This window comes from Bradyrhizobium sp. AUGA SZCCT0160 (assembly GCF_018130105.1).
Classification (GTDB): domain Bacteria; phylum Pseudomonadota; class Alphaproteobacteria; order Rhizobiales; family Xanthobacteraceae; genus Bradyrhizobium.
Genome location: NZ_JAFCMD010000009.1, coordinates 119,815 through 136,913 on the forward strand (window position 1 = coordinate 119,815; position 17,099 = coordinate 136,913).

The window sequence follows — 17,099 nt, forward strand, 5'->3', positions numbered from 1 at the left end:
GCGTTGAGTGTTGTTATTCGTGTGCAGTTTGCTATCTCATGGCATCCTTTGGCGGACCCTTGAATGCGGTTGTTTCAGAATAGCGCTCTCTACCCATCTTACTTGCAGCATTTTGATGGTCTTGCGGCCGGGGCCGTCAGCTTCGACGATCGACTGCGCGTGTTCCTGGACGACAGGTTCGGTGTGTTGCATTTCCTCCAGCCGGTCATTGACCGATCGCCCGATGCATTCTTTACCAATGCCAATGACAAGACGCTGCAGACGTACTGGGCGCGCGAGCACGGGATGGCGTCGGCGAGCGCGCCGGAGGACATTCTCCTGGCGCAGATCGAGCATCATCGCGCTGAGGTGTTCTACAATCTGGATCCGATCCGCTACAGCAGCAGCTTTGTTCGCCAGCTGCCGGGGTGTGTAAGAAAAGCCGTATGCTGGCGTGCTGCGCCATCGGGTGGTGTCGATCTGTCGGCCTACGATGCTGTTGTCAGCAATTTCCCCTCTATTCTTGATGACTGGCGACGGAAGGGCTGCAATGTTGCGCCGTTTTTTCCGGCGATTGATCCGATGATGGATCAGTATGGTCGCGGCGACCGACCTATCGACGTGTTGTTCGTTGGCGGTTACTCGCGACACCATTCGCGTCGTGCGGCCATTTTGGAGCGCGTCGCTGCACTCGCCGTGAGACGGAATGTGGTGTTCTGCCTTGACGCATCGCGCCTGACGCGGCTCGCCGAGACCGCGCTCGGGTTCTTGCCGCCCCTGAAGAAGCATCGCCGACCTCGCGCGATATCGAAAATTGCCAGGCCACCGGTCTTCGGACGGCAGCTCTATGACCTCATCGGGCGATCCAAGATCGTACTGAACGGGGCGATCGATATGGCGGGAGCGGATCGTGGCAATATGAGATGCTTCGAGGCAATGGGGTGCGGTGCCTTGCTGGTGTCAGATGACGGCCGGTACCCCGCGTCGATGGAACCTGGCGTCACAATCGCGACCTATGGCTCGCCCGTGCAAGCGGTTACCCTGATCGAGGAGCGACTGGCGGACTGGGATGAATCGTCGAGGATTGCTTCGCTCGGTCGCGAAAGGGTCACCGCCGCCTACAGTAAGCCATTGCAATGGAAGAGCTTTGTTGATCTCGTCGGGCGGTTATGATCGTGTTAATTACTCCCGGCCAATAGCGCAGTTGAACTACATGAACCTTCATCGTCTAGCCCAGCAGATCCTGGGGCGTGCAACCTGCAGGGTCGGTGCCAGGTCGCGTCTCAGTCAGGCGGCACGCATTAAAAATGCCGCCGGCGACTCCGATCGTATCCTGATTGGCAGCGATACATTTGTGCGCGGCGAGTTGATGACGTTCGGGCACGGGGGGAAAATTGTGCTGGGCGATTGGTGCTATGTGGGAGACGGAACCCGCATTTGGTCCGCGGTATCGATCGAAATCGGACATCGCGTTCTGATTTCCCATTCCGTCAACATATTCGATAACCTTACGCATCCGCTACAAGCCTCGCAACGACACCAGCAGGCCAGGGAAATATTCGAGCGTGGTCATCCGCGTAAGCTGGAGTTGGGCGAGCAGCCTGTTACGATTCACGACGACGCCTGGATAGGCGCTGGTGCCTTTGTGCTGCGCGGCGTCACCGTTGGGCAGGGTGCGATCGTCGCGGCCGGGGCGGTCGTCACCAGGGATGTGCCGGCGTTCTCGATCGCAGCGGGAAACCCCGCGGTCGTTGTCAGGGAGCTGTCGCCCGATGAGCGCTGATCCCAAGCTGTCGTCCTGGGAAGAGGCGGTCGTCTGGTTTCGAAATCAACCCGAGCAGCAGCAAGTTGCGCGCGACGCATACTACGATGACCCATTGGTGGATGCGGCGGCTCGTTACCATGCATCGGAGGAGTGGCGCGCCGTCTCCAACATATTGCATGGTCGTCGTGGCCGGGCGCTCGATATCGGAGCTGGCCGTGGTATCGCCAGCTATGCACTGGCCCGTGATGGCTTCGCGGTCACGGCCCTTGAACCGGATCCAAGCAAGATTGTTGGCGCAGCAGCGATACGCATGCTCGCGCAAGATGCCGGAATTGCCATTGACATTGTCGAGGAGGTTTCCGAGCGGCTGCCGTTTGCTGATGGGAGCTTCGATGTCGTGTTTGCGCGAGCGGTGCTTCATCACACGACCAATCTGGAAGGTGCATGCCGTGAAATCTTTCGCGTACTGAAGCCGGGTGGCATTGCTGTTGCCGCCCGCGAACATGTCATTAGTCGTGATTCCGACCTCCAGAAGTTCTTGGACCAGCATCCGCTGCATCGGCTCTATGGCGGTGAGAACGCCTTTCGTCTTGATCGCTACGTTGGCGCGTTGCGCACTGCCGGCTTTGAGCCGCTCGAGATACTTCCGCCCCTTACAAGCCCGATCAACTTGTTCCCTTACACATTTGAGAGCTTGCGATCGGCTGTCGTCTCACGGCTTTCGGCCAGGCTTCCCGTCCCGGGCTGGCGGGCGCTTCTGAGTCATGACCGCATGTTCAGGTTCATGCTGTTGATCGCCGAACAATTCGACAACCGGCCCGGTCGACTCTATTCGTTTGTGGGATACAAGCCGGAGCGATGAAGCCGATGTCGGCCATCTCTCACTAAGAACTATTGCGACGTCTTGTTGGAAACGACTTCCTCGTAAATAGCCACGGCCTGTTCTGCCGATTTCTCCCAGTTAAAGAGCTGAGTGACACGTGCGCGCCCGGCATCGCCCATCGCCTTGCGGAGTGGCTGGTCGGCACACAGCCGGTCCAGCGCCGAAGCGAGTGCTGCGGGATCGCCGGGCTTCATCAGGATCCCTGTGTCGGCGGAAACTTCGAATGGAATTCCGCCAATCAAGGTCGAAACGACCGGCAGGCCGCTGGCCATGGCTTCCAGAATGACAAGCGGCAGCGTATCGGCGCGCGAGGGAAAGACGAACAAGTCGACGCTCTGATAGAGGGCGCGCAGTTCTTCGCGGGTGATGAAATCGGTGAATAGAATCTTTTCACTGCCGGCAGGCATGCCGTTGTCAGCAAGGAGCTGCGCATGCTCCTTCTGCGAGCGGATAGCACCGGCGACAACAGCCACAGCCTTTTCGCGCATCAGGGGCAGAGCTCTGAGCAGTACGTCCAGGCCCTTGTTTGCCGTGTGGTTACCCACATACAGCATCAGAGGACGATCGGTCGGAAGAGCGAAGCGTGCGACCAGTCGTTGCCGCTCTGCTTCTGAAACAGGAATCGTGAAGTAGGGGTCCACGCCATTGGATACGACGCGAAGATTGCGAGGATGCACCCCCATGCCGGATAGAACGGGTTCCTCCTGAGGCGAGAGCATCAGGACTCTCGCCGCGTTTTGCGCCACGTGAACGACCGGTCGACGCACCAGCAATTCCAGCAATGGCTTCTGCCAGGCAGGGGCGCCGAAGCCTTGTGAGAATTCGTTGAATTCGATGAAGCCGTGCGTTGAAATCACGTAGGGGATTTTGAGGTCTTTGCAGGCCTGCGCAGCAGCTTTGAGAGCACCGGGCGGGTGAGGATTGTGAAAATGAACGACATCGAACTGTCCCTGGCGAAGCCATGGCTTGATATTCGCTCGCCATGCGAGAGTGACGGCTTGCCGCGGCAGGACACGCCGCAGGGGCAGCAGGGAATTTGCCGCCTTTTGACGGACTATGCGCAGACCGTTCTCGACGGTTTCGCCGTTGTCCTCGGCCATCAGCAACAGCGCGCTGTCGATCTGCTTTGCGATTCTCTCGGTTAGTTGGATCGCAGCCGATACCCCTCCGCTCGCCTTGAACGTCGGTGGCGTGACGACGACCGCGCCAACGCGCAGCTTGGTGGCCGTCACGTTAGTCCATCCTCCATCCGATTTGTCCATGCGCGATGCATGCTTTCGGCAAGTGAGATGGACGGGGCCCAGCCGGTAATCTGCCTCAGTTTCTGAGTTGACGCCTTCAGCATCGGACGATCAACAGCACGCACACGAAGCGGGTCCTGCTGAACATCGACGGTCACTCCGGCCGCGGTCCCGATCGTCGCGACGACGTCACCCACGGAATGCGTGTTTCCGGTGCCAAGATTCGAAATCAGCGGACCGCCCTCGAAAGCATCGTGCCTGGCGAGCGCGCGCAATCCGTAACCAACGTCGCTGACGTCGATGTAATCCCGGTGGGGGAACAGGTTTCCCAAGGCCAGTTGGTTGTGACCGGAAGCTAGTTGGCTGATGATCGCCGGTACGAGATGCGGGTTGGTCTCACCGGGCCCGACGACGTTGAAAAGTCTGACGATGATGCCGCGGACCTTGTTTTGGTTGTGGTAATGCCTGACAAAATGCTCGCCGTGCAATTTTGTGTAGCCGTAGACATCGACCGGGCCGAGGTCTTCGTCGCGTTCCAGATGCGCGTCGGGCAACGGTCGGTAGACGGCGGCCGATGAAGCGAAGACGAACTTGGTCCCGGCCGGGGCTCCGTTCAGCAGATTGATCGTTCCCGCCACGTTGATCGCGGCCGCATTTCCGGGTTCGGCCTCGCACGCTGGAATGAAGTGAACGGCAGCCAAATGATAAATGATCGACGGCCGTATCCTGTTGAGCAATTCGGAAACCGCATCCGTGTCCCGGATATCCTGCCGGTGCAGTACGAAAGCTTGCTCGTCCATTTGCGCCAGACGATGTTCACCGCTGGCCATATTGTCCAGTACGTGGACTTCGCAATCTCGCTGGGCGATCAGCTGACGCACCAACTCCCGGCCCACGTATCCGTTTCCGCCCGTTACCAGAACCAGACCTTTAGTCATAACGAGCGTGCCTTGGAGTGAAAGGTTTCGAATGGCTGATGGGAGCGCACTCTCTGGATAAGGAATAAACCTCTACGAGAGTCAACAGCTAAAAGTCATGCTTTCGGGGGCGTTGGCGTTCGGGGATTTGTCCCGACAGCTGCGAGTGATCTCATCATTCATTAGACACAGCCGCGTGCTTGTTCAGAAGCCGACGCATCAGTTGCCGGTATGAATTCAACGCGGTTGGTCGTGCATAGTTACGGACAATCTCGGTCGCCCGCCGTCCCTTCTCTTGGGTATTGCCCGCGGCCGAAGCTGCAAACTCGACGGTGCGAGCAATTGCGGCTGGATCTTCGGGTTGTACCACCCAGCCCAAATCATGTTCCTGCACCAGAAGAGCAGCCTCCGCATCCGGCTCTGAGCAGATTATCACCGGTCGTCCCACAGCGAGCAGATTATAGATCCGGCTTGGTACGGACACGCCGGTATTGTTTTTACGATACGGGATTATCCAAATGTCGGCGGCCGACAGGAATTCTTCCAGCTCCGCTTCGGGCACGCGCTCAATCAAAGTGACGTTACGCAGGGGCGTCGTCGCCTGCCTTTTCTTCAATGTGGTCCAGCCGACGCCCTCGCCCGAAAACAGGAAGTGAATGTCCGTATTGTGTTCCAGTATTCGAGCAGCTTCGAACACGGAGTTGGGATCGTGAGTGAATCCCGCGTTTCCGGACATGGCCACCAGAAATTTGCTTCCGCAGCGGACGCGAAAGGAATTCTCGGTGACGACTCGATGTTGAATGGGCAGCGTTGGCCAATTTGGGATAAAGACGATCTTGCTTGGCTGCATGCGTGGATAGGCCATCAACAGCACATTCATATCGCGCCCGATGGTGACGACAGCGTCGAGCCATTTGAACAAGACAGAGTTCGCCCAACGCATGATTTTGGTTACTATGGAGCGGGGATGCAGAATGCCGGCCATGACAAGCGTGTCCGGATAGAAGTCATGAATAATAAGTGCCGCGGGAATTTTGCGGAGCCTCGCTGCTACAGTTACGGCGTACGGAACTGTGAAAGGCGTCGTAACGCAAAGGATGGCGTCCTCGCGGCGGGCGTGCTTCAGGATGGCAAAGAACACCTGTAATGCGAACAGGACTGCGGCAAGTGATCTTGAAACCAGCGCTGATTTTCCCGGCCACCAGCTCTTTATCTCAATAATTGTGGGGAGGGATGACTTCGGGGGCGCCTTCGAGTTGGAGCCGGGCGAGCCCGACAGAACGGTGACGTCGCAGTCGCGAGCCAACTCCTCGGCAATCTCGGTCATATAGGCCGAGGTCGTGCTCGGAAACGGGGCATAATGCTGAGAAACGAGCAGGATTTTCCCAGCAGGCAGTATCGAATTGTCTGGCGCCCGATGCTGGTGCCGATTTCGCGTTAGCTCGTCGTAGAGTTCGACGACGGAGTCCCCGATGATTTTGGCTGACAGCTTTTCGACGACGAGCTTTCTCGCAGCTTGTCCGTAACGGTCGCGAAGCTGGAACGAGTTCGCCAGGCCAAGGATCGCCGCAGCAAGTGCTATTGGATCCTCGATAGGCACCAGGACGCCGGTATGATCATGAATGACAACTTCACGGCAGCCCGGAGCGTCGGTGGCGATCATCGCTCTGCCGCAGGCTGCTGCTTCAAGCAGACTCATGGGCAGGCCTTCGCGATGCGACGGCAAGACAGCAAAATGGCAGCGCCGCCAAAGCGAGACGATATTTTCGATGTGTCCAAGCCAGGTAATCCCCGGCCGTTGGCTCCATTCCCACGCCTCTTCAATTTGGACGGAGGCGGGGTTGGCTGGATCGGGATTACCGGCAATGATCAGGTTTATATCGTGACCTTGTTCTCGCAAAATGCCGTGGGCGGCTACCAGCGCCCGAATTCCTTTGTCGGTTAGCAAGCGCCCGGCGAAGCCCATCGTAATTGGGCCAGTCGGCTCCGGCAGTGGCTGCAACACATCTGTATCGACACCGGATCCGGGGATCAGGATCGTTCGACCGTGCTCTATTCCGAGGCTTTCGAGGGCGGACAGGTCGTCGGGATTCTGGACGAGAACGACGCTTTGTTTCCTGTTGAAGAGCCACGGAAGGAGAATAGCCATGCTTCGTTTCAGAAGCCCTGTTCGCCAGGTTACCGAAGTAAAGATGTAGCCCAGGCCGGTAATGGCGTTAACAAGCGGGATTTTTCGTCCCAAGGCTGCAATCGATCCATACACGCAGCATTGCAGGCCGGAGTGATGAACGATCTGCGGCCTGATCTTGCTTTCAAGCCGTCGAAGCGCAGCGATGGTCGGAACTGCAGCAAATGGAGACAATCCGCCCCGGCGGAATGGTATCCTATGAAGCGTGAAGCCCTCTGCTTCTATGGCGCTTGCGCCTTTATCGACACGCGTGGCCACGTGCACTTCATAGCCCGCGGCGCGCGCAGCTCTCGCCATCGGCAGCCGGTTGAGCAAGAACGCGAAGTCTTCGTTTACCACGTATAGCAAGCGCGGGCGCGCGGTAGTCGTTGCGGAAGCCATGCAACTCACATCGTTTGATCTGCTGTTAGAGCGGTCCCGCACCCATTTGGGCTGATACCACACTGAAATGGACATCGATGCCGTGGGCGTCGAAATGCCGAGTCACCCTACGCCGTTCGGGCTTCGAACTGAAGGGATCACGTCATCATTGTTGCCAAGGTTCGCAGTTGGTATTTTGCGGTCGACGAGGAGCGGGTGGCCGATCCGGCAGACGATGCGGACGGCCGCTCTGCTATCGTCCCGTTAGCGAATTGCGTCCTGCGACGATGAAGCAGGCTTTGCTTCCTCGCCGCGTTCTGCGGCGGGCAGCAGCCGTTTCCGTTCGCGTTCCCTCATGAACTCGTCGTACTTCGCGGTGCCCGGCCGCGGTGGCGCGTCCGCCGGCACGCCGCCGGCCCAGGCCGGAATGGCGTCGCTGACCCCGGCCGAGATTTTTTCGTTGATGGTTCCGCAGCCGCTCAGCGAGCAGCCTGCGAACGCGACGGCAACGAGGACGAGGATATGGCGGGCACGGATCGACATGGGCGGCAGGTTACTCATTAGACCTTTAAGGATGATGGATTTGAGGCCGCCTTGCGGCGGACACGACCTGCCGCTTATTTGTTGACAGCAACATTTTATTTGTACAAATGTACAAATGGAACGAAGGCCGGAGGCGCTCGGGCCGGCCGGTGGGTCTCGAAGCGAAGACGGTGTTATAATACAGCCCGCGACCTGACCGCAGGACCGCCCCGGGGGACGTGCCCGTCCAAGGAAACGCGCCCTTCGTCCGATTGACAACAAGCCGCGGTGAGACGCCATGTCGTGGCGCTACCCGGCCGAAAATTTGGGTTATGGTGAGGCAAGGGCCGGGGACTCGGCTCAAGGCACAAGATCGATCAGGGGGAGAAATTTCATGTCTATTCGTCGTCAATTGCTGCTGGCCGCTGGCGCGGTTGCCGGTGTGCTGGCTGTTATACCCGCGAAGGCGCAGGATACCGTCAAGATCGGCCTGATCCTGCCGATGACCGGCGGGCAGGCCTCGACCGGCAAGCAGATCGACAACGCCGTCAAGCTCTATATGCAGCAGAAGGGCGATACCGTCGCCGGCAGGAAGATCGAGGTCATTCTGAAGGATGACGGCGCGGTTCCCGACAACACCAAGCGCCTCGCCCAGGAGTTGATCGTCAACGACAAGGTCAGTTTCATCGCCGGCTTCGGCGTGACGCCGGCAGCCCTTGCCGCGGCGCCGCTGGCCACCCAGGCCAAGGTCCCGGAAATCGTGATGGCGGCGGGCACCTCGATCATCACCGAGCGTTCGCCCTATATCGTGCGCACCAGCTTTACGCTGGCGCAGTCCTCCACCATCATCGGTGATTGGGCCGCCAAGAACGGCATCAAGAAGGTCGCAACGCTGACCTCCGACTACGCGCCCGGCAACGATGCGCTGAACTTCTTCAAGCAGAACTTCACCGCCGGCGGCGGCGAGATCGTCGAAGAGGTCAAGGTGCCCCTGCAAAATCCGGACTTCGCGCCGTTTCTGCAGCGGATGAAGGATGCCAAGCCGGATGCCGTGTTCGTGTTCGTGCCGGCAGGGCAGGGCGGCAACTTCATGAAGCAGTATGCCGAGCGTGGCCTCGACAAGGCGGGCATCAAGGTGATCGGCCCCGGCGACGTGATGGATGACGACCTGCTCAACGGCATGGGCGATGCGGCGCTCGGCACCGTCACCGCGCATCTGTATTCCGCCGCGCACCCGTCGGCCGCCAACAAGGATTTCGTCGCAGCCTACAAGAAGGCCTATAACCAGCGCCCGGGCTTCATGGCGGTGGGCGGCTATGACGGCATCCATCTGATCTATGAGGCGCTGAAGAAGACCGGCGGCAAGACCGACGGCGATGCGCTGATCGAGGCGATGAAGGGCATGAAGTGGGAGAGCCCGCGCGGCCCGATCTCGATCGATCCGGAAACCCGCGACATCGTCCAGAACATCTACATCCGCAAGGTCGAGAAGGTCGACGGTGAACTCTACAACGTCGAATTCGCGACCTTCGAGGCGGTCAAGGATTCCGGCAAGACGAAGAAGTGAGTTTCGCGCCCGTGGCCTGCCCCTCACCCCAACCCTCTCCCCGCAAGAGCGGGGCGAGGGAGCAGAGCGGCATTCGCGGGATCTACTTCGTTCTAGCGAAGCGATGATAGGACGTACGGCTTGCTCCGCACTAAACCTCGCCCCGCACTTGCGGGGAGAGGTCGGATCGCGCAGCGATCCGGGTGCGGGGCTCTTACTTAGACCAGTGTATTCAAGATGACCACGCTCTTCACCATCCTGTTCGACGGCGTCGCCTACGGCATGCTGCTGTTCGTGCTGGCCTGCGGCCTTGCCGTCACGCTCGGGCTGATGAACTTCGTCAACCTCGCCCATGGCGCGTTCGCGATGACCGGCGGTTATGTCTGCGCCGTCCTGGTCAACAATTCCGGCTGGCCGTTCTTTGCGGCGTTGCCGCTCGCCTTTGTCGTGAGTGCCGTGATCGGCGTGGCGCTGGAGCGGACGCTCTACCGCCATCTCTACACCAGAAGCCACCTCGACCAGGTGCTGTTCACGATCGGCCTCACCTTCATGTCGGTGGCGTCGGTCGATTACATCATGGGATCGTCGCGCATCTTCATCAAGCTGCCGGCGGCGCTCGAGGGCCAGTTCGATTTCTTCGGCGTCGGCATCGGCCGCTACCGGCTGATGATCATCGTGATCTGCGGCCTGCTCACGGTTGGGCTGCAATTGATCCTGGCGAAAACCCGGTTTGGCAGCCGTTTGCGCGCGGCGGTCGATGATCCCCGTGCCGCCAGCGGCCTCGGCATCAACGTACCGCAGGTGTTTGCCTTTACCTTCGCCTTCGGTTGCGGACTTGCCGGTCTGGGCGGCGCGCTGAGCGCCGAAATTCTCGGCCTCGATCCGTATTTTCCGCTCAAGTTCATGATCTACTTCCTGATCGTGGTCACCGTCGGCGGCTCCTCCAGCATCACCGGGCCGTTTCTGGCTTCGCTGCTGCTCGGCATCGGCGACGTCGCCGGCAAATATTACGTGCCCAAGATGGGGCCGTTCGTCATCTATACCATCATGATCGTGATCCTGATCTGGCGCCCGAACGGTCTGTTCGGCCGCACCGCGGCGCGGTGAGCCGATATGAGCGCGCTTCCCGAAATCTCGTCTCATGCCATGGCCCGCTCCCGCTGGCGCGGAGGCGAAATCGCGTTCTGGGTCCTGGTGCTGGCCTGCGCATTCCTGTTTCCGTCGCGCTATCTGATCATGACGGACATCCTGCGGCTGGCGCTGTTCGCGCTGTCGCTCGATTTGATCCTTGGCTATGCCGGTATCGTGTCGCTCGGCCACGCCGCCTTCTTCGGCGTCGGCGCCTATTGTGCCGGGCTGCTGGCGCTGCACGGCATCATCACCGAACCGGTGATTGCATTGGTCGCGGCCGGCCTCGTCGCCATGGTGCTCGGCTTTCTCACCAGTTTCCTGGTGATCCGCGGCGTCGACCTGACGCGGTTGATGGTGACACTCGGGATCGCGTTGCTGCTGGAGGCGCTGGGTGAGCGTTTCTCCAACATCACGGGCGGCACAGACGGCCTGCAGGGCATCGAGATGGCGCCGATCCTTGGGCTCTTCGCCTTCGACATGTTCGGCAAGACCGGCTTCTTCTACTCGCTGATCGTGCTGTTCCTGCTGTTCCTGCTCGCGCGCCGGGTGGTGAACTCGCCGTTCGGCCTGTCGCTGCGCGCGATCAAGAACAATCCGCTGCGGGCATCCGCCATCGGCGTGCCGGTCAACCGCCGCCTGATCGCGATCTATACGCTGGCCGCGTTCTACGCCGGCATTGCCGGCGCGCTGTTCACCCAGACCACGGCGCTGGCCTCGCTCGACGTGTTCGCGTTCGAAAAATCGGCCGATCTGATGCTGGTGCTGGTGCTCGGCGGCACCGGCTATCTTTATGGCGGCCTGATCGGCGCTGTTGTCTTCAAGATGCTGCAGGAGTTCTTCTCCACCATCACGCCGCAATACTGGCTGTTCTGGATCGGCCTCGTGCTGGTCGTGATCGTGCTGGTCGGCCGCGACCGCATGCATCGCTGGGCGCTGTGGCTGCCCAATCTCGTGATCCGGAAAATCGCCGGGCGCAAAGCCGTCGTGGCCGTTCCCGAAAGCGACGCGCCATGACGATCGCGCTGGAAACCAAGGGGCTGGAAAAATCATTCGGGGGCCTCAAGGTCACGCGTGACCTGTCGCTGCGGGTCGAGCAGGGCGCCCGCCATGCCCTGATCGGGCCGAACGGCGCCGGCAAGACCACGGTCATCAACCTGCTCACCGGCGTGCTGCAGCCGAATGCCGGGCGCATCCTGCTCGAGGGCAACGACATCACCGATCTGCCGGTTCACAAGCGGGTGCTGCGCGGGCTGTCGCGCACCTTCCAGATCAACCAGCTTTATGCCGATTTGACGCCGCTGGAGACCATCGGGCTTGCGGTGTCCGAACGGCTCGGCCGCGGCGGCGACTGGTGGCGGCGGATGGGGACGCGGGGCGACGTCAACCAGGAGGTCGCCGAGACGCTGTCGCGCTTTCACCTGCTCGACGTCATGAACGAACTCACCGCGACGCTGCCCTACGGCAAGCAGCGCCTGCTCGAGATCGCGGTCGCGATCGCGACCAAGCCGCGGGTGCTGTTGCTCGACGAGCCCGCCGCCGGTGTGCCCGAGAGCGAGCGCCACGATATCCTGGCAGCCGTCGCCGCGCTGCCGCGCGACGTCACGGTGCTTCTGATCGAGCACGACATGGATCTGGTGTTTTCGTTCGCCGACCGGATTTCGGTGCTGGTCAACGGCGCCATGCTGGTCGAAGGCCCGCCGGACGAGGTGGCGCGCAATCCCCAGGTCAAGGCGGTCTATCTCGGCGAGGGCGCCGATGTCTGATTTGCTCGCCATCAACGACCTGCGCGCCGGCTACGGGCAAGCGGTGGTGCTGCCGGGGATGTCGCTGACATTAGGCGAAGGCCAGGTGCTGGCGCTGCTCGGCCGCAACGGCACCGGCAAGACCACGCTGATCAATTCGATCGTCGGGATCACCCGGCGTTTTGGCGGCACTGTCGCGCTTGGCGGGCTCGACATTACCCCGATGCGGCCGGACCAGCGGGCGCGCGCCGGCATTGGCTGGGTGCCGCAGGAGCGCAACATCTTCCGCTCGCTGACGGTGGAAGAGAACATGACCGCGGTGGCCCAGCCCGGACCCTGGACCGTCGACAGGGTTTACGAAATGTTTCCGCGGCTGAAGGAACGCCGCAGTAATTTCGGCAACCAGCTCTCCGGCGGCGAACAGCAGATGCTGGCGATCGGCCGGGCGCTGACGCTCAATCCGAAGGTGCTGCTGCTGGACGAGCCGACCGAGGGGCTGGCGCCCATCATCGTCGAGGAACTGCTGCGGGCGCTCGGCACCATCACCCGCGCCGGGGGCATCTGCTCGATTATTGTCGAGCAGAATGCCCAAAAGATTCTGGGGTTGGCCGACCGGGTTGTGATATTGGAACGCGGCGCGATCGTGCATGATGCGGCCTCCAGCGCCCTGAAGGCCGATCCTGCGGTACTCGAACGCTATCTTGGCGTCGCTGGCGCCGCCGCACACTAGATAATTCCTGGGAGTAAGACCATGCAGCGAACCAAAGCCCCGTTCCGTGCCGACGAGGTCGGCAGCCTGTTGCGGCCGCAGCGCATCAAGGAAGCGCGCGCCAAACTGGAGAAGGGTGAGATCACGGCCGAGGACCTGCGCAAGGCCGAGGACATGGAAATCGAAAAGGTCGTGCACAAGCAGGCCTCGCTCGGCCTCAAGCTCGCGACCGACGGCGAGTTCCGCCGTTCCTGGTGGCATTTCGATTTCCTGAGCCATCTGACCGGCTGCGAACTGTTTCATCCCGACCAGGGCATCCAGTTCGCCGGCGTCCAGACCCGGCATGACGCCATCCGCGTCATCGGCAAGCTCGACTTCCCCGACAACCATCCGATGCTCGATCACTTCAAGTTCCTGAAGAAGCATTGCGACACCGCGCATGTCACCGCGAAGATGACGATCCCGTCGCCCGCGGTGCTGCATTTCCGCGGTGGCCGCAAGGCGATCTCCAAGGACGTCTACCCCGATCTCGAACCTTTCTTCGAGGATCTCGGCAAGACCTACCGCAAGGCGGTGAAGGCGTTCTATGACGCCGGCTGCCGCTATCTGCAGTTCGACGACACCGTGTGGGCCTATCTCTGCTCGCCGGACGAGTTGCAGAAGGCGCGCGAGCGCGGCGACAATCCCGACGGCCTGCAGGAGATCTATGCCCGCGTCATCAACTACGCGCTGGCCGAGCGGCCGGCCGACATGATTGTCACCACCCATGTCTGCCGCGGCAATTTCCGCTCGACCTGGATTTCCTCCGGCGGCTACGAGCCGGTCGCGGAGACCATGCTGGCCGGCACCAATTACGACGGCTATTTCCTGGAATATGATTCCGACCGCGCCGGCGGCTTCGAACCGCTGCGCTATCTGCCGAAGGGCAACAAGGTGGTCGTGGTCGGCGTCATCACCTCGAAGTTCGGCGAGCTCGAGAACAAGGAAGACATCAAGCGCCGGCTGATGGAGGCCGCAAAATTCGCGCCGCTCGAGCAGCTCGCGGTATCGCCGCAATGCGGCTTCGCCTCGACCGAGGAAGGCAACATCCTGTCCGAGGAAGAGCAGTGGGCCAAGCTGAAGCTCGCGGTCGATGTCGCGAACGAGGTGTGGGGGAAGTAGGCTTCCATCCGCTATCGTCATTACGTTTCGCGGCCCTCTCCACTCGTCGTCCCGGGCTTGACCCGGGACCCATACTCCGCGGCGGCCGTTGCTGTAGAAGATCTCTAACGCCGGCGTTCTCACCGACATGCTGCGGCGTATGGGTCCCGGGTCAAGCCCGGGACGACGTGGATACAGTTTCGCGTTCTCGCGGCACATTGCGCCCGAGGTTTGCAGGTGATCTTCACCCCCAAAATCAGAGGGCGCAGGGAATGCCGGATGCGCGCTGCACCCGCGATCTCGTGTGCGATTGTGCTAAGAAAGCTGCACACGAGCATACAGGGCAGCGGAGAGCATCCGACATTCCCTGCGCAATGGCTTTACGGCTTATAACGCGCTCTCCCCGGTGAGACGGCCTCTATTGCCACCGTCGTCCCTCGGAAGCGTTGGCTCCCTTAAGGACTTGACGCCGTTACGGGCGCCAGGACCACACGCTTTCGCCGTACGCTTCAGCCGCGACCGTCAATCGCAACCTCAGCGTCCACCGCGACCCGCCCCTCGTCGTGACGACGGCCGACGCCCCTCTGAGTGGGACGGGATGGCGATAGATGCACACTGATTTGGGTCAGATGGAAAGAGAAATATTTTCGATTCTCAGAAATTATCGACTTGACACGATTTCCGACAATCAGAAGTGATTTGCCCGTCGGGTTATTTCGTCGCATCCGTCGTATCCAGTTTGCTATTGCACACGGGGCGACGCATGTGGTCGAGCGATCGGTCTCACTTGCGTAATGGCGACGCCCGAGATGGCGAGTAGCGCCCCGATAGCCAGCGTCGGCGTCACGCGGTCGCCGAGGAACAACACGCTCGAAATCAAGGCGAAGACCGGAAGCAGCAGGGCGAATGGCGCCACGCGGGCCATGGTGCAACGGGCGATCAGCCAGAACCAAAGGCCGAATCCGACGATTCCTCCGATGAAAATAGTGTAGGCGAGCGCCATCCAGCCACGTTCGTCCGCCGTGACGAGGGTCGTCAGTTGTCCATGTTCAAGGAACAGCGACATCAACATGACCTGCGGTACCGTGAAAAGTGACGACCACCCCGTCAACATCAAGGGATCGAACGGGCCGTGGCGCTTGGTCAGGACGTTGGCGACCGCGAACGCGAAGGCTGCCCCGACCACCAGCAGGATCGGTAACGCATTTGCGGACAGGCCCGGCCCGGCGGCCAACACGAGCACGCCGCCGAAGGCAATCAACACACCGGCGGACGTCATCAGCGACGGCCGCTCCGCAAGCAGCGGCCAGGCCAACAGGACGGTAAAGGGCGTCGTGAGTTGATAGGCGACCGCAGACATGCTGCCTGAACCGAGCCCCAGCCCCACATAGAACAAGCCGAAATTCAGTCCACCCAGGAAGACCGAGATGACAGCGATGGAGCCGAACTCCTGACGTGTCGGCCTTGTGACGAAGGGGATCAGCAGCAGGGCCATGGCGAGGAAGCGCAGTCCGAGGAAGAAAAGTGGCGGAAACTGCACCACGCCCACTTTGATGGCTACGAACTGATAGCCCCAGATGAGAGGCACCAGCACCGCGCAGGCGATCTGAATGGCAGACATGGCATCCTCATTTTTAGACCAAACAGTCCAGATATAGGCGCGCGTAACCCGGAGTGCGTCCATGGCTGAGCTACCTGATGAAGCGGTCGAGAAGGGCGTCGGCCGTGGCTTGCGACGTGGTGCGCGTTGGTCCCGTTTTGCCGACCACCCGAAGTCCCTCGACGAAGCAGACCAGTATCCGCGCGGCACTTGCAGGCTCAACACCAGCGGCCAGTTCGCCCGCCGCCTTCGCGCGCGAGAGCGCGCTGGCGAGCTTGGCCTCCATGGCTTTGAAAAAGCCGCCGATGCGACCTTCGACATCCCCGTCGTGGCCAGCCAGTTCCATCGCTGTGGCCACCAGCAGGCATCCGCGCCGACCGCTGGCGCCGCTGGTGCGGTCGACATAACCGGCAAGGAAGGTCCGCAGGCCGTCAACCGGCGTATGGCGCGGACCGAGTTCGACGTCCATCCGCGCAAGCGCGTCGGCGATATAGCGATCGAGCGCCCGCAGAAAGAGCGCGTGCTTGTCCCCGAAGGCGGCATAAAGGCTGCCGCGCGAAAGCTTCGTCGCTCGCAGCAGGTCCGGAAGCGCCGTGCCGTGATAGCCGCGCGACCAGAACACACCCATCGCACGCTCGACAGCGGCTTCCGTGTCGAAACCACGGGGCCGGCCACGCGGCGACTGCATGGGGGATTGGCGTGCCATGGCCGTATATATAGACCGACCGGTCTTGAATTGCAAATGGCTGCTATGAATCAATCGCGTCGGCCTGCGTCGCAGCCAGTCTGCGCATTCCAACTGCAATCGGAAATCACTTGCCGGCATTTTCGGCCGTGCCGTAGCTGCGGGCGATGATGCCGGCAGCGATTTGCAACAAAGAGCCGGTCATCCAACTGATTCCGATCAAAGCCAGCCATCCGTCGGACACCGTCTCGTCGAGGATGATGATGCCGACGGACGCAAACGTCGCAATCGCGGCAAGAAATATTCCGACCGCGCTCAGGATCTCGACCACAGTGTCCGGGCTCCATCGTTGCCGCTGGATCGAGGCTGATCTTCGGGCAGAACGGCGAGGCAGATCGATGCCGACGTAGAAGCTGAAAGCCCCAAAGAGCATCATCAACAGGACGATCCCGACGCTCAAGGGCAGTTCGCTTTGCCGGCGCATTAATGCTGCGGCGACGTACAAGCCGCAGGAGCCGCCAATCGCGGCGAGTCCGATTCGTTCAATGAGATGCGCCGATTTGATGAGAGCAGCAGGAGCGAACCCGGTCGTCTTCGCGCCGGATGACCTGTCGAAATTTGCATTGGCCATTTTCATGTTGCTACCTTTCCAAAAGGTGCCTGCGGGACGACGCGATGACCAGACCGCGTC

16 protein-coding genes are annotated in these 17,099 nt (G+C 60.9%); 9 read left to right on the forward strand and 7 right to left on the reverse strand.

Annotated features, from left to right (window positions below):
- Positions 1-63 precede the first annotated feature (63 nt).
- From JQ558_RS16740 to JQ558_RS16750, 3 genes are read left to right on the forward strand one after another with little or no spacing between them, the layout of a single operon-like run.
- Complete coding sequence (locus JQ558_RS16740) at positions 64-1,152, forward strand: glycosyltransferase (protein WP_212294275.1); 1,089 nt, start codon at positions 64-66, stop codon at positions 1,150-1,152.
- Entirely contained in the window at positions 1,130-1,762 is a 633-nt protein-coding gene (locus JQ558_RS16745) for a DapH/DapD/GlmU-related protein (protein ID WP_249142506.1), read from the forward strand. Before JQ558_RS16740 ends, JQ558_RS16745 begins: the two co-directional genes overlap by 23 nt.
- Entirely contained in the window at positions 1,752-2,606 is an 855-nt protein-coding gene (locus tag JQ558_RS16750; protein ID WP_212294276.1) for a class I SAM-dependent methyltransferase, read from the forward strand. Before JQ558_RS16745 ends, JQ558_RS16750 begins: the two co-directional genes overlap by 11 nt.
- 29 nt (positions 2,607-2,635) lie before the next feature.
- On the opposite strand, the gene JQ558_RS16755 is transcribed toward JQ558_RS16750, so the two are convergent.
- The 4 genes from JQ558_RS16755 to JQ558_RS16775 all read right to left on the reverse strand — a co-directional run bounded on the left by JQ558_RS16755 (position 2,636) and on the right by JQ558_RS16775 (position 7,876).
- Complete coding sequence (locus tag JQ558_RS16755) at positions 2,636-3,859, reverse strand: glycosyltransferase family 4 protein (protein WP_212210121.1); 1,224 nt, start codon at positions 3,857-3,859, stop codon at positions 2,636-2,638.
- Positions 3,856-4,806 carry an NAD(P)-dependent oxidoreductase gene (locus JQ558_RS16760; RefSeq protein WP_212294277.1) on the reverse strand — a complete coding sequence of 317 codons (951 nt, stop codon included), beginning with the start codon at positions 4,804-4,806 and terminating at the stop codon, positions 3,856-3,858. Before JQ558_RS16760 ends, JQ558_RS16755 begins: the two co-directional genes overlap by 4 nt.
- Positions 4,807-4,960: 154 nt before the next feature.
- Positions 4,961-7,354: a glycosyltransferase gene (locus JQ558_RS38130; protein ID WP_312014996.1), complete on the reverse strand. Its 2,394-nt coding sequence runs from the start codon at positions 7,352-7,354 to the stop codon at positions 4,961-4,963.
- A gap of 243 nt (positions 7,355-7,597) precedes the next feature.
- A complete protein-coding gene (locus JQ558_RS16775; RefSeq protein WP_212210143.1) occupies positions 7,598-7,876 on the reverse strand; it encodes a hypothetical protein in 279 nt (92 codons plus the stop codon).
- 373 nt (positions 7,877-8,249) lie between these two features.
- On the opposite strand from JQ558_RS16775, the gene JQ558_RS16780 reads away from it, so the two are divergent.
- The 6 genes from JQ558_RS16780 (at position 8,250) to JQ558_RS16805 (ending at position 14,144) form a co-directional block, all read left to right on the forward strand.
- Positions 8,250-9,422 carry an ABC transporter substrate-binding protein gene (locus JQ558_RS16780; protein ID WP_212294278.1) on the forward strand — a complete coding sequence of 391 codons (1,173 nt, stop codon included), beginning with the start codon at positions 8,250-8,252 and terminating at the stop codon, positions 9,420-9,422.
- 216 nt (positions 9,423-9,638) lie between these two features.
- A complete protein-coding gene (locus tag JQ558_RS16785; protein WP_212210124.1) occupies positions 9,639-10,508 on the forward strand; it encodes a branched-chain amino acid ABC transporter permease in 870 nt (289 codons plus the stop codon).
- A 6-nt stretch (positions 10,509-10,514) separates the two neighbouring features.
- Positions 10,515-11,546, forward strand: a complete 1,032-nt coding sequence (locus JQ558_RS16790) for a branched-chain amino acid ABC transporter permease (RefSeq protein WP_212210125.1) — start codon at positions 10,515-10,517, stop codon at positions 11,544-11,546.
- The gene (locus tag JQ558_RS16795; RefSeq protein ID WP_212294279.1) at positions 11,543-12,295 is read left to right on the forward strand and encodes an ABC transporter ATP-binding protein; all 753 of its coding nucleotides are present in this window, start codon (positions 11,543-11,545) and stop codon (positions 12,293-12,295) included. The genes JQ558_RS16790 and JQ558_RS16795 overlap by 4 nt, the downstream gene beginning before the upstream one ends.
- Complete coding sequence (locus JQ558_RS16800; RefSeq protein WP_212210127.1) at positions 12,288-13,004, forward strand: ABC transporter ATP-binding protein; 717 nt, start codon at positions 12,288-12,290, stop codon at positions 13,002-13,004. The genes JQ558_RS16795 and JQ558_RS16800 overlap by 8 nt, the downstream gene beginning before the upstream one ends.
- A 21-nt stretch (positions 13,005-13,025) precedes the next feature.
- The gene (locus JQ558_RS16805; protein WP_212294280.1) at positions 13,026-14,144 is read left to right on the forward strand and encodes a cobalamin-independent methionine synthase II family protein; all 1,119 of its coding nucleotides are present in this window, start codon (positions 13,026-13,028) and stop codon (positions 14,142-14,144) included.
- Positions 14,145-14,865: 721 nt separating this feature from the next.
- On the opposite strand, the gene JQ558_RS16810 is transcribed toward JQ558_RS16805, so the two are convergent.
- From JQ558_RS16810 to JQ558_RS16820, 3 genes are all read right to left on the reverse strand, one after another.
- Positions 14,866-15,744 (reverse strand): DMT family transporter, encoded by an 879-nt coding sequence (locus tag JQ558_RS16810; protein ID WP_212294281.1) that lies wholly within the window; start codon positions 15,742-15,744, stop codon positions 14,866-14,868.
- Between the two features lie 70 nt (positions 15,745-15,814).
- Positions 15,815-16,411: a TetR/AcrR family transcriptional regulator gene (locus tag JQ558_RS16815; RefSeq protein ID WP_212294363.1), complete on the reverse strand. Its 597-nt coding sequence runs from the start codon at positions 16,409-16,411 to the stop codon at positions 15,815-15,817.
- Positions 16,412-16,535: 124 nt separating this feature from the next.
- A complete protein-coding gene (locus JQ558_RS16820; protein WP_249142508.1) occupies positions 16,536-17,045 on the reverse strand; it encodes a hypothetical protein in 510 nt (169 codons plus the stop codon).
- Positions 17,046-17,099: the final 54 nt, after the last annotated feature.

What these genes read in the sequence shown, in the direction of transcription:
- JQ558_RS16780 (WP_212294278.1), top strand. Translation starts at nt 8,250, where the DNA reads ATGTCTATTCGTCGTCAATTGCTGCTGGCCGCTGGCGCGGTTGCCGGT.
- JQ558_RS16795 (WP_212294279.1), top strand. Translation starts at nt 11,543, where the DNA reads ATGACGATCGCGCTGGAAACCAAGGGGCTGGAAAAATCATTCGGGGGC.
- JQ558_RS16785 (WP_212210124.1), top strand. Translation starts at nt 9,639, where the DNA reads ATGACCACGCTCTTCACCATCCTGTTCGACGGCGTCGCCTACGGCATG.
- JQ558_RS16750 (WP_212294276.1), top strand. Translation starts at nt 1,752, where the DNA reads ATGAGCGCTGATCCCAAGCTGTCGTCCTGGGAAGAGGCGGTCGTCTGG.
- JQ558_RS16805 (WP_212294280.1), top strand. Translation starts at nt 13,026, where the DNA reads ATGCAGCGAACCAAAGCCCCGTTCCGTGCCGACGAGGTCGGCAGCCTG.
- JQ558_RS16800 (WP_212210127.1), top strand. Translation starts at nt 12,288, where the DNA reads ATGTCTGATTTGCTCGCCATCAACGACCTGCGCGCCGGCTACGGGCAA.
- JQ558_RS38130 (WP_312014996.1), bottom strand. Translation starts at nt 7,354, where the DNA reads ATGGCTTCCGCAACGACTACCGCGCGCCCGCGCTTGCTATACGTGGTA.
- JQ558_RS16740 (WP_212294275.1), top strand. Translation starts at nt 64, where the DNA reads ATGCGGTTGTTTCAGAATAGCGCTCTCTACCCATCTTACTTGCAGCAT.
- JQ558_RS16760 (WP_212294277.1), bottom strand. Translation starts at nt 4,806, where the DNA reads ATGACTAAAGGTCTGGTTCTGGTAACGGGCGGAAACGGATACGTGGGC.
- JQ558_RS16775 (WP_212210143.1), bottom strand. Translation starts at nt 7,876, where the DNA reads ATGTCGATCCGTGCCCGCCATATCCTCGTCCTCGTTGCCGTCGCGTTC.
- JQ558_RS16820 (WP_249142508.1), bottom strand. Translation starts at nt 17,045, where the DNA reads ATGAAAATGGCCAATGCAAATTTCGACAGGTCATCCGGCGCGAAGACG.
- JQ558_RS16815 (WP_212294363.1), bottom strand. Translation starts at nt 16,411, where the DNA reads ATGCAGTCGCCGCGTGGCCGGCCCCGTGGTTTCGACACGGAAGCCGCT.
- JQ558_RS16790 (WP_212210125.1), top strand. Translation starts at nt 10,515, where the DNA reads ATGAGCGCGCTTCCCGAAATCTCGTCTCATGCCATGGCCCGCTCCCGC.
- JQ558_RS16810 (WP_212294281.1), bottom strand. Translation starts at nt 15,744, where the DNA reads ATGTCTGCCATTCAGATCGCCTGCGCGGTGCTGGTGCCTCTCATCTGG.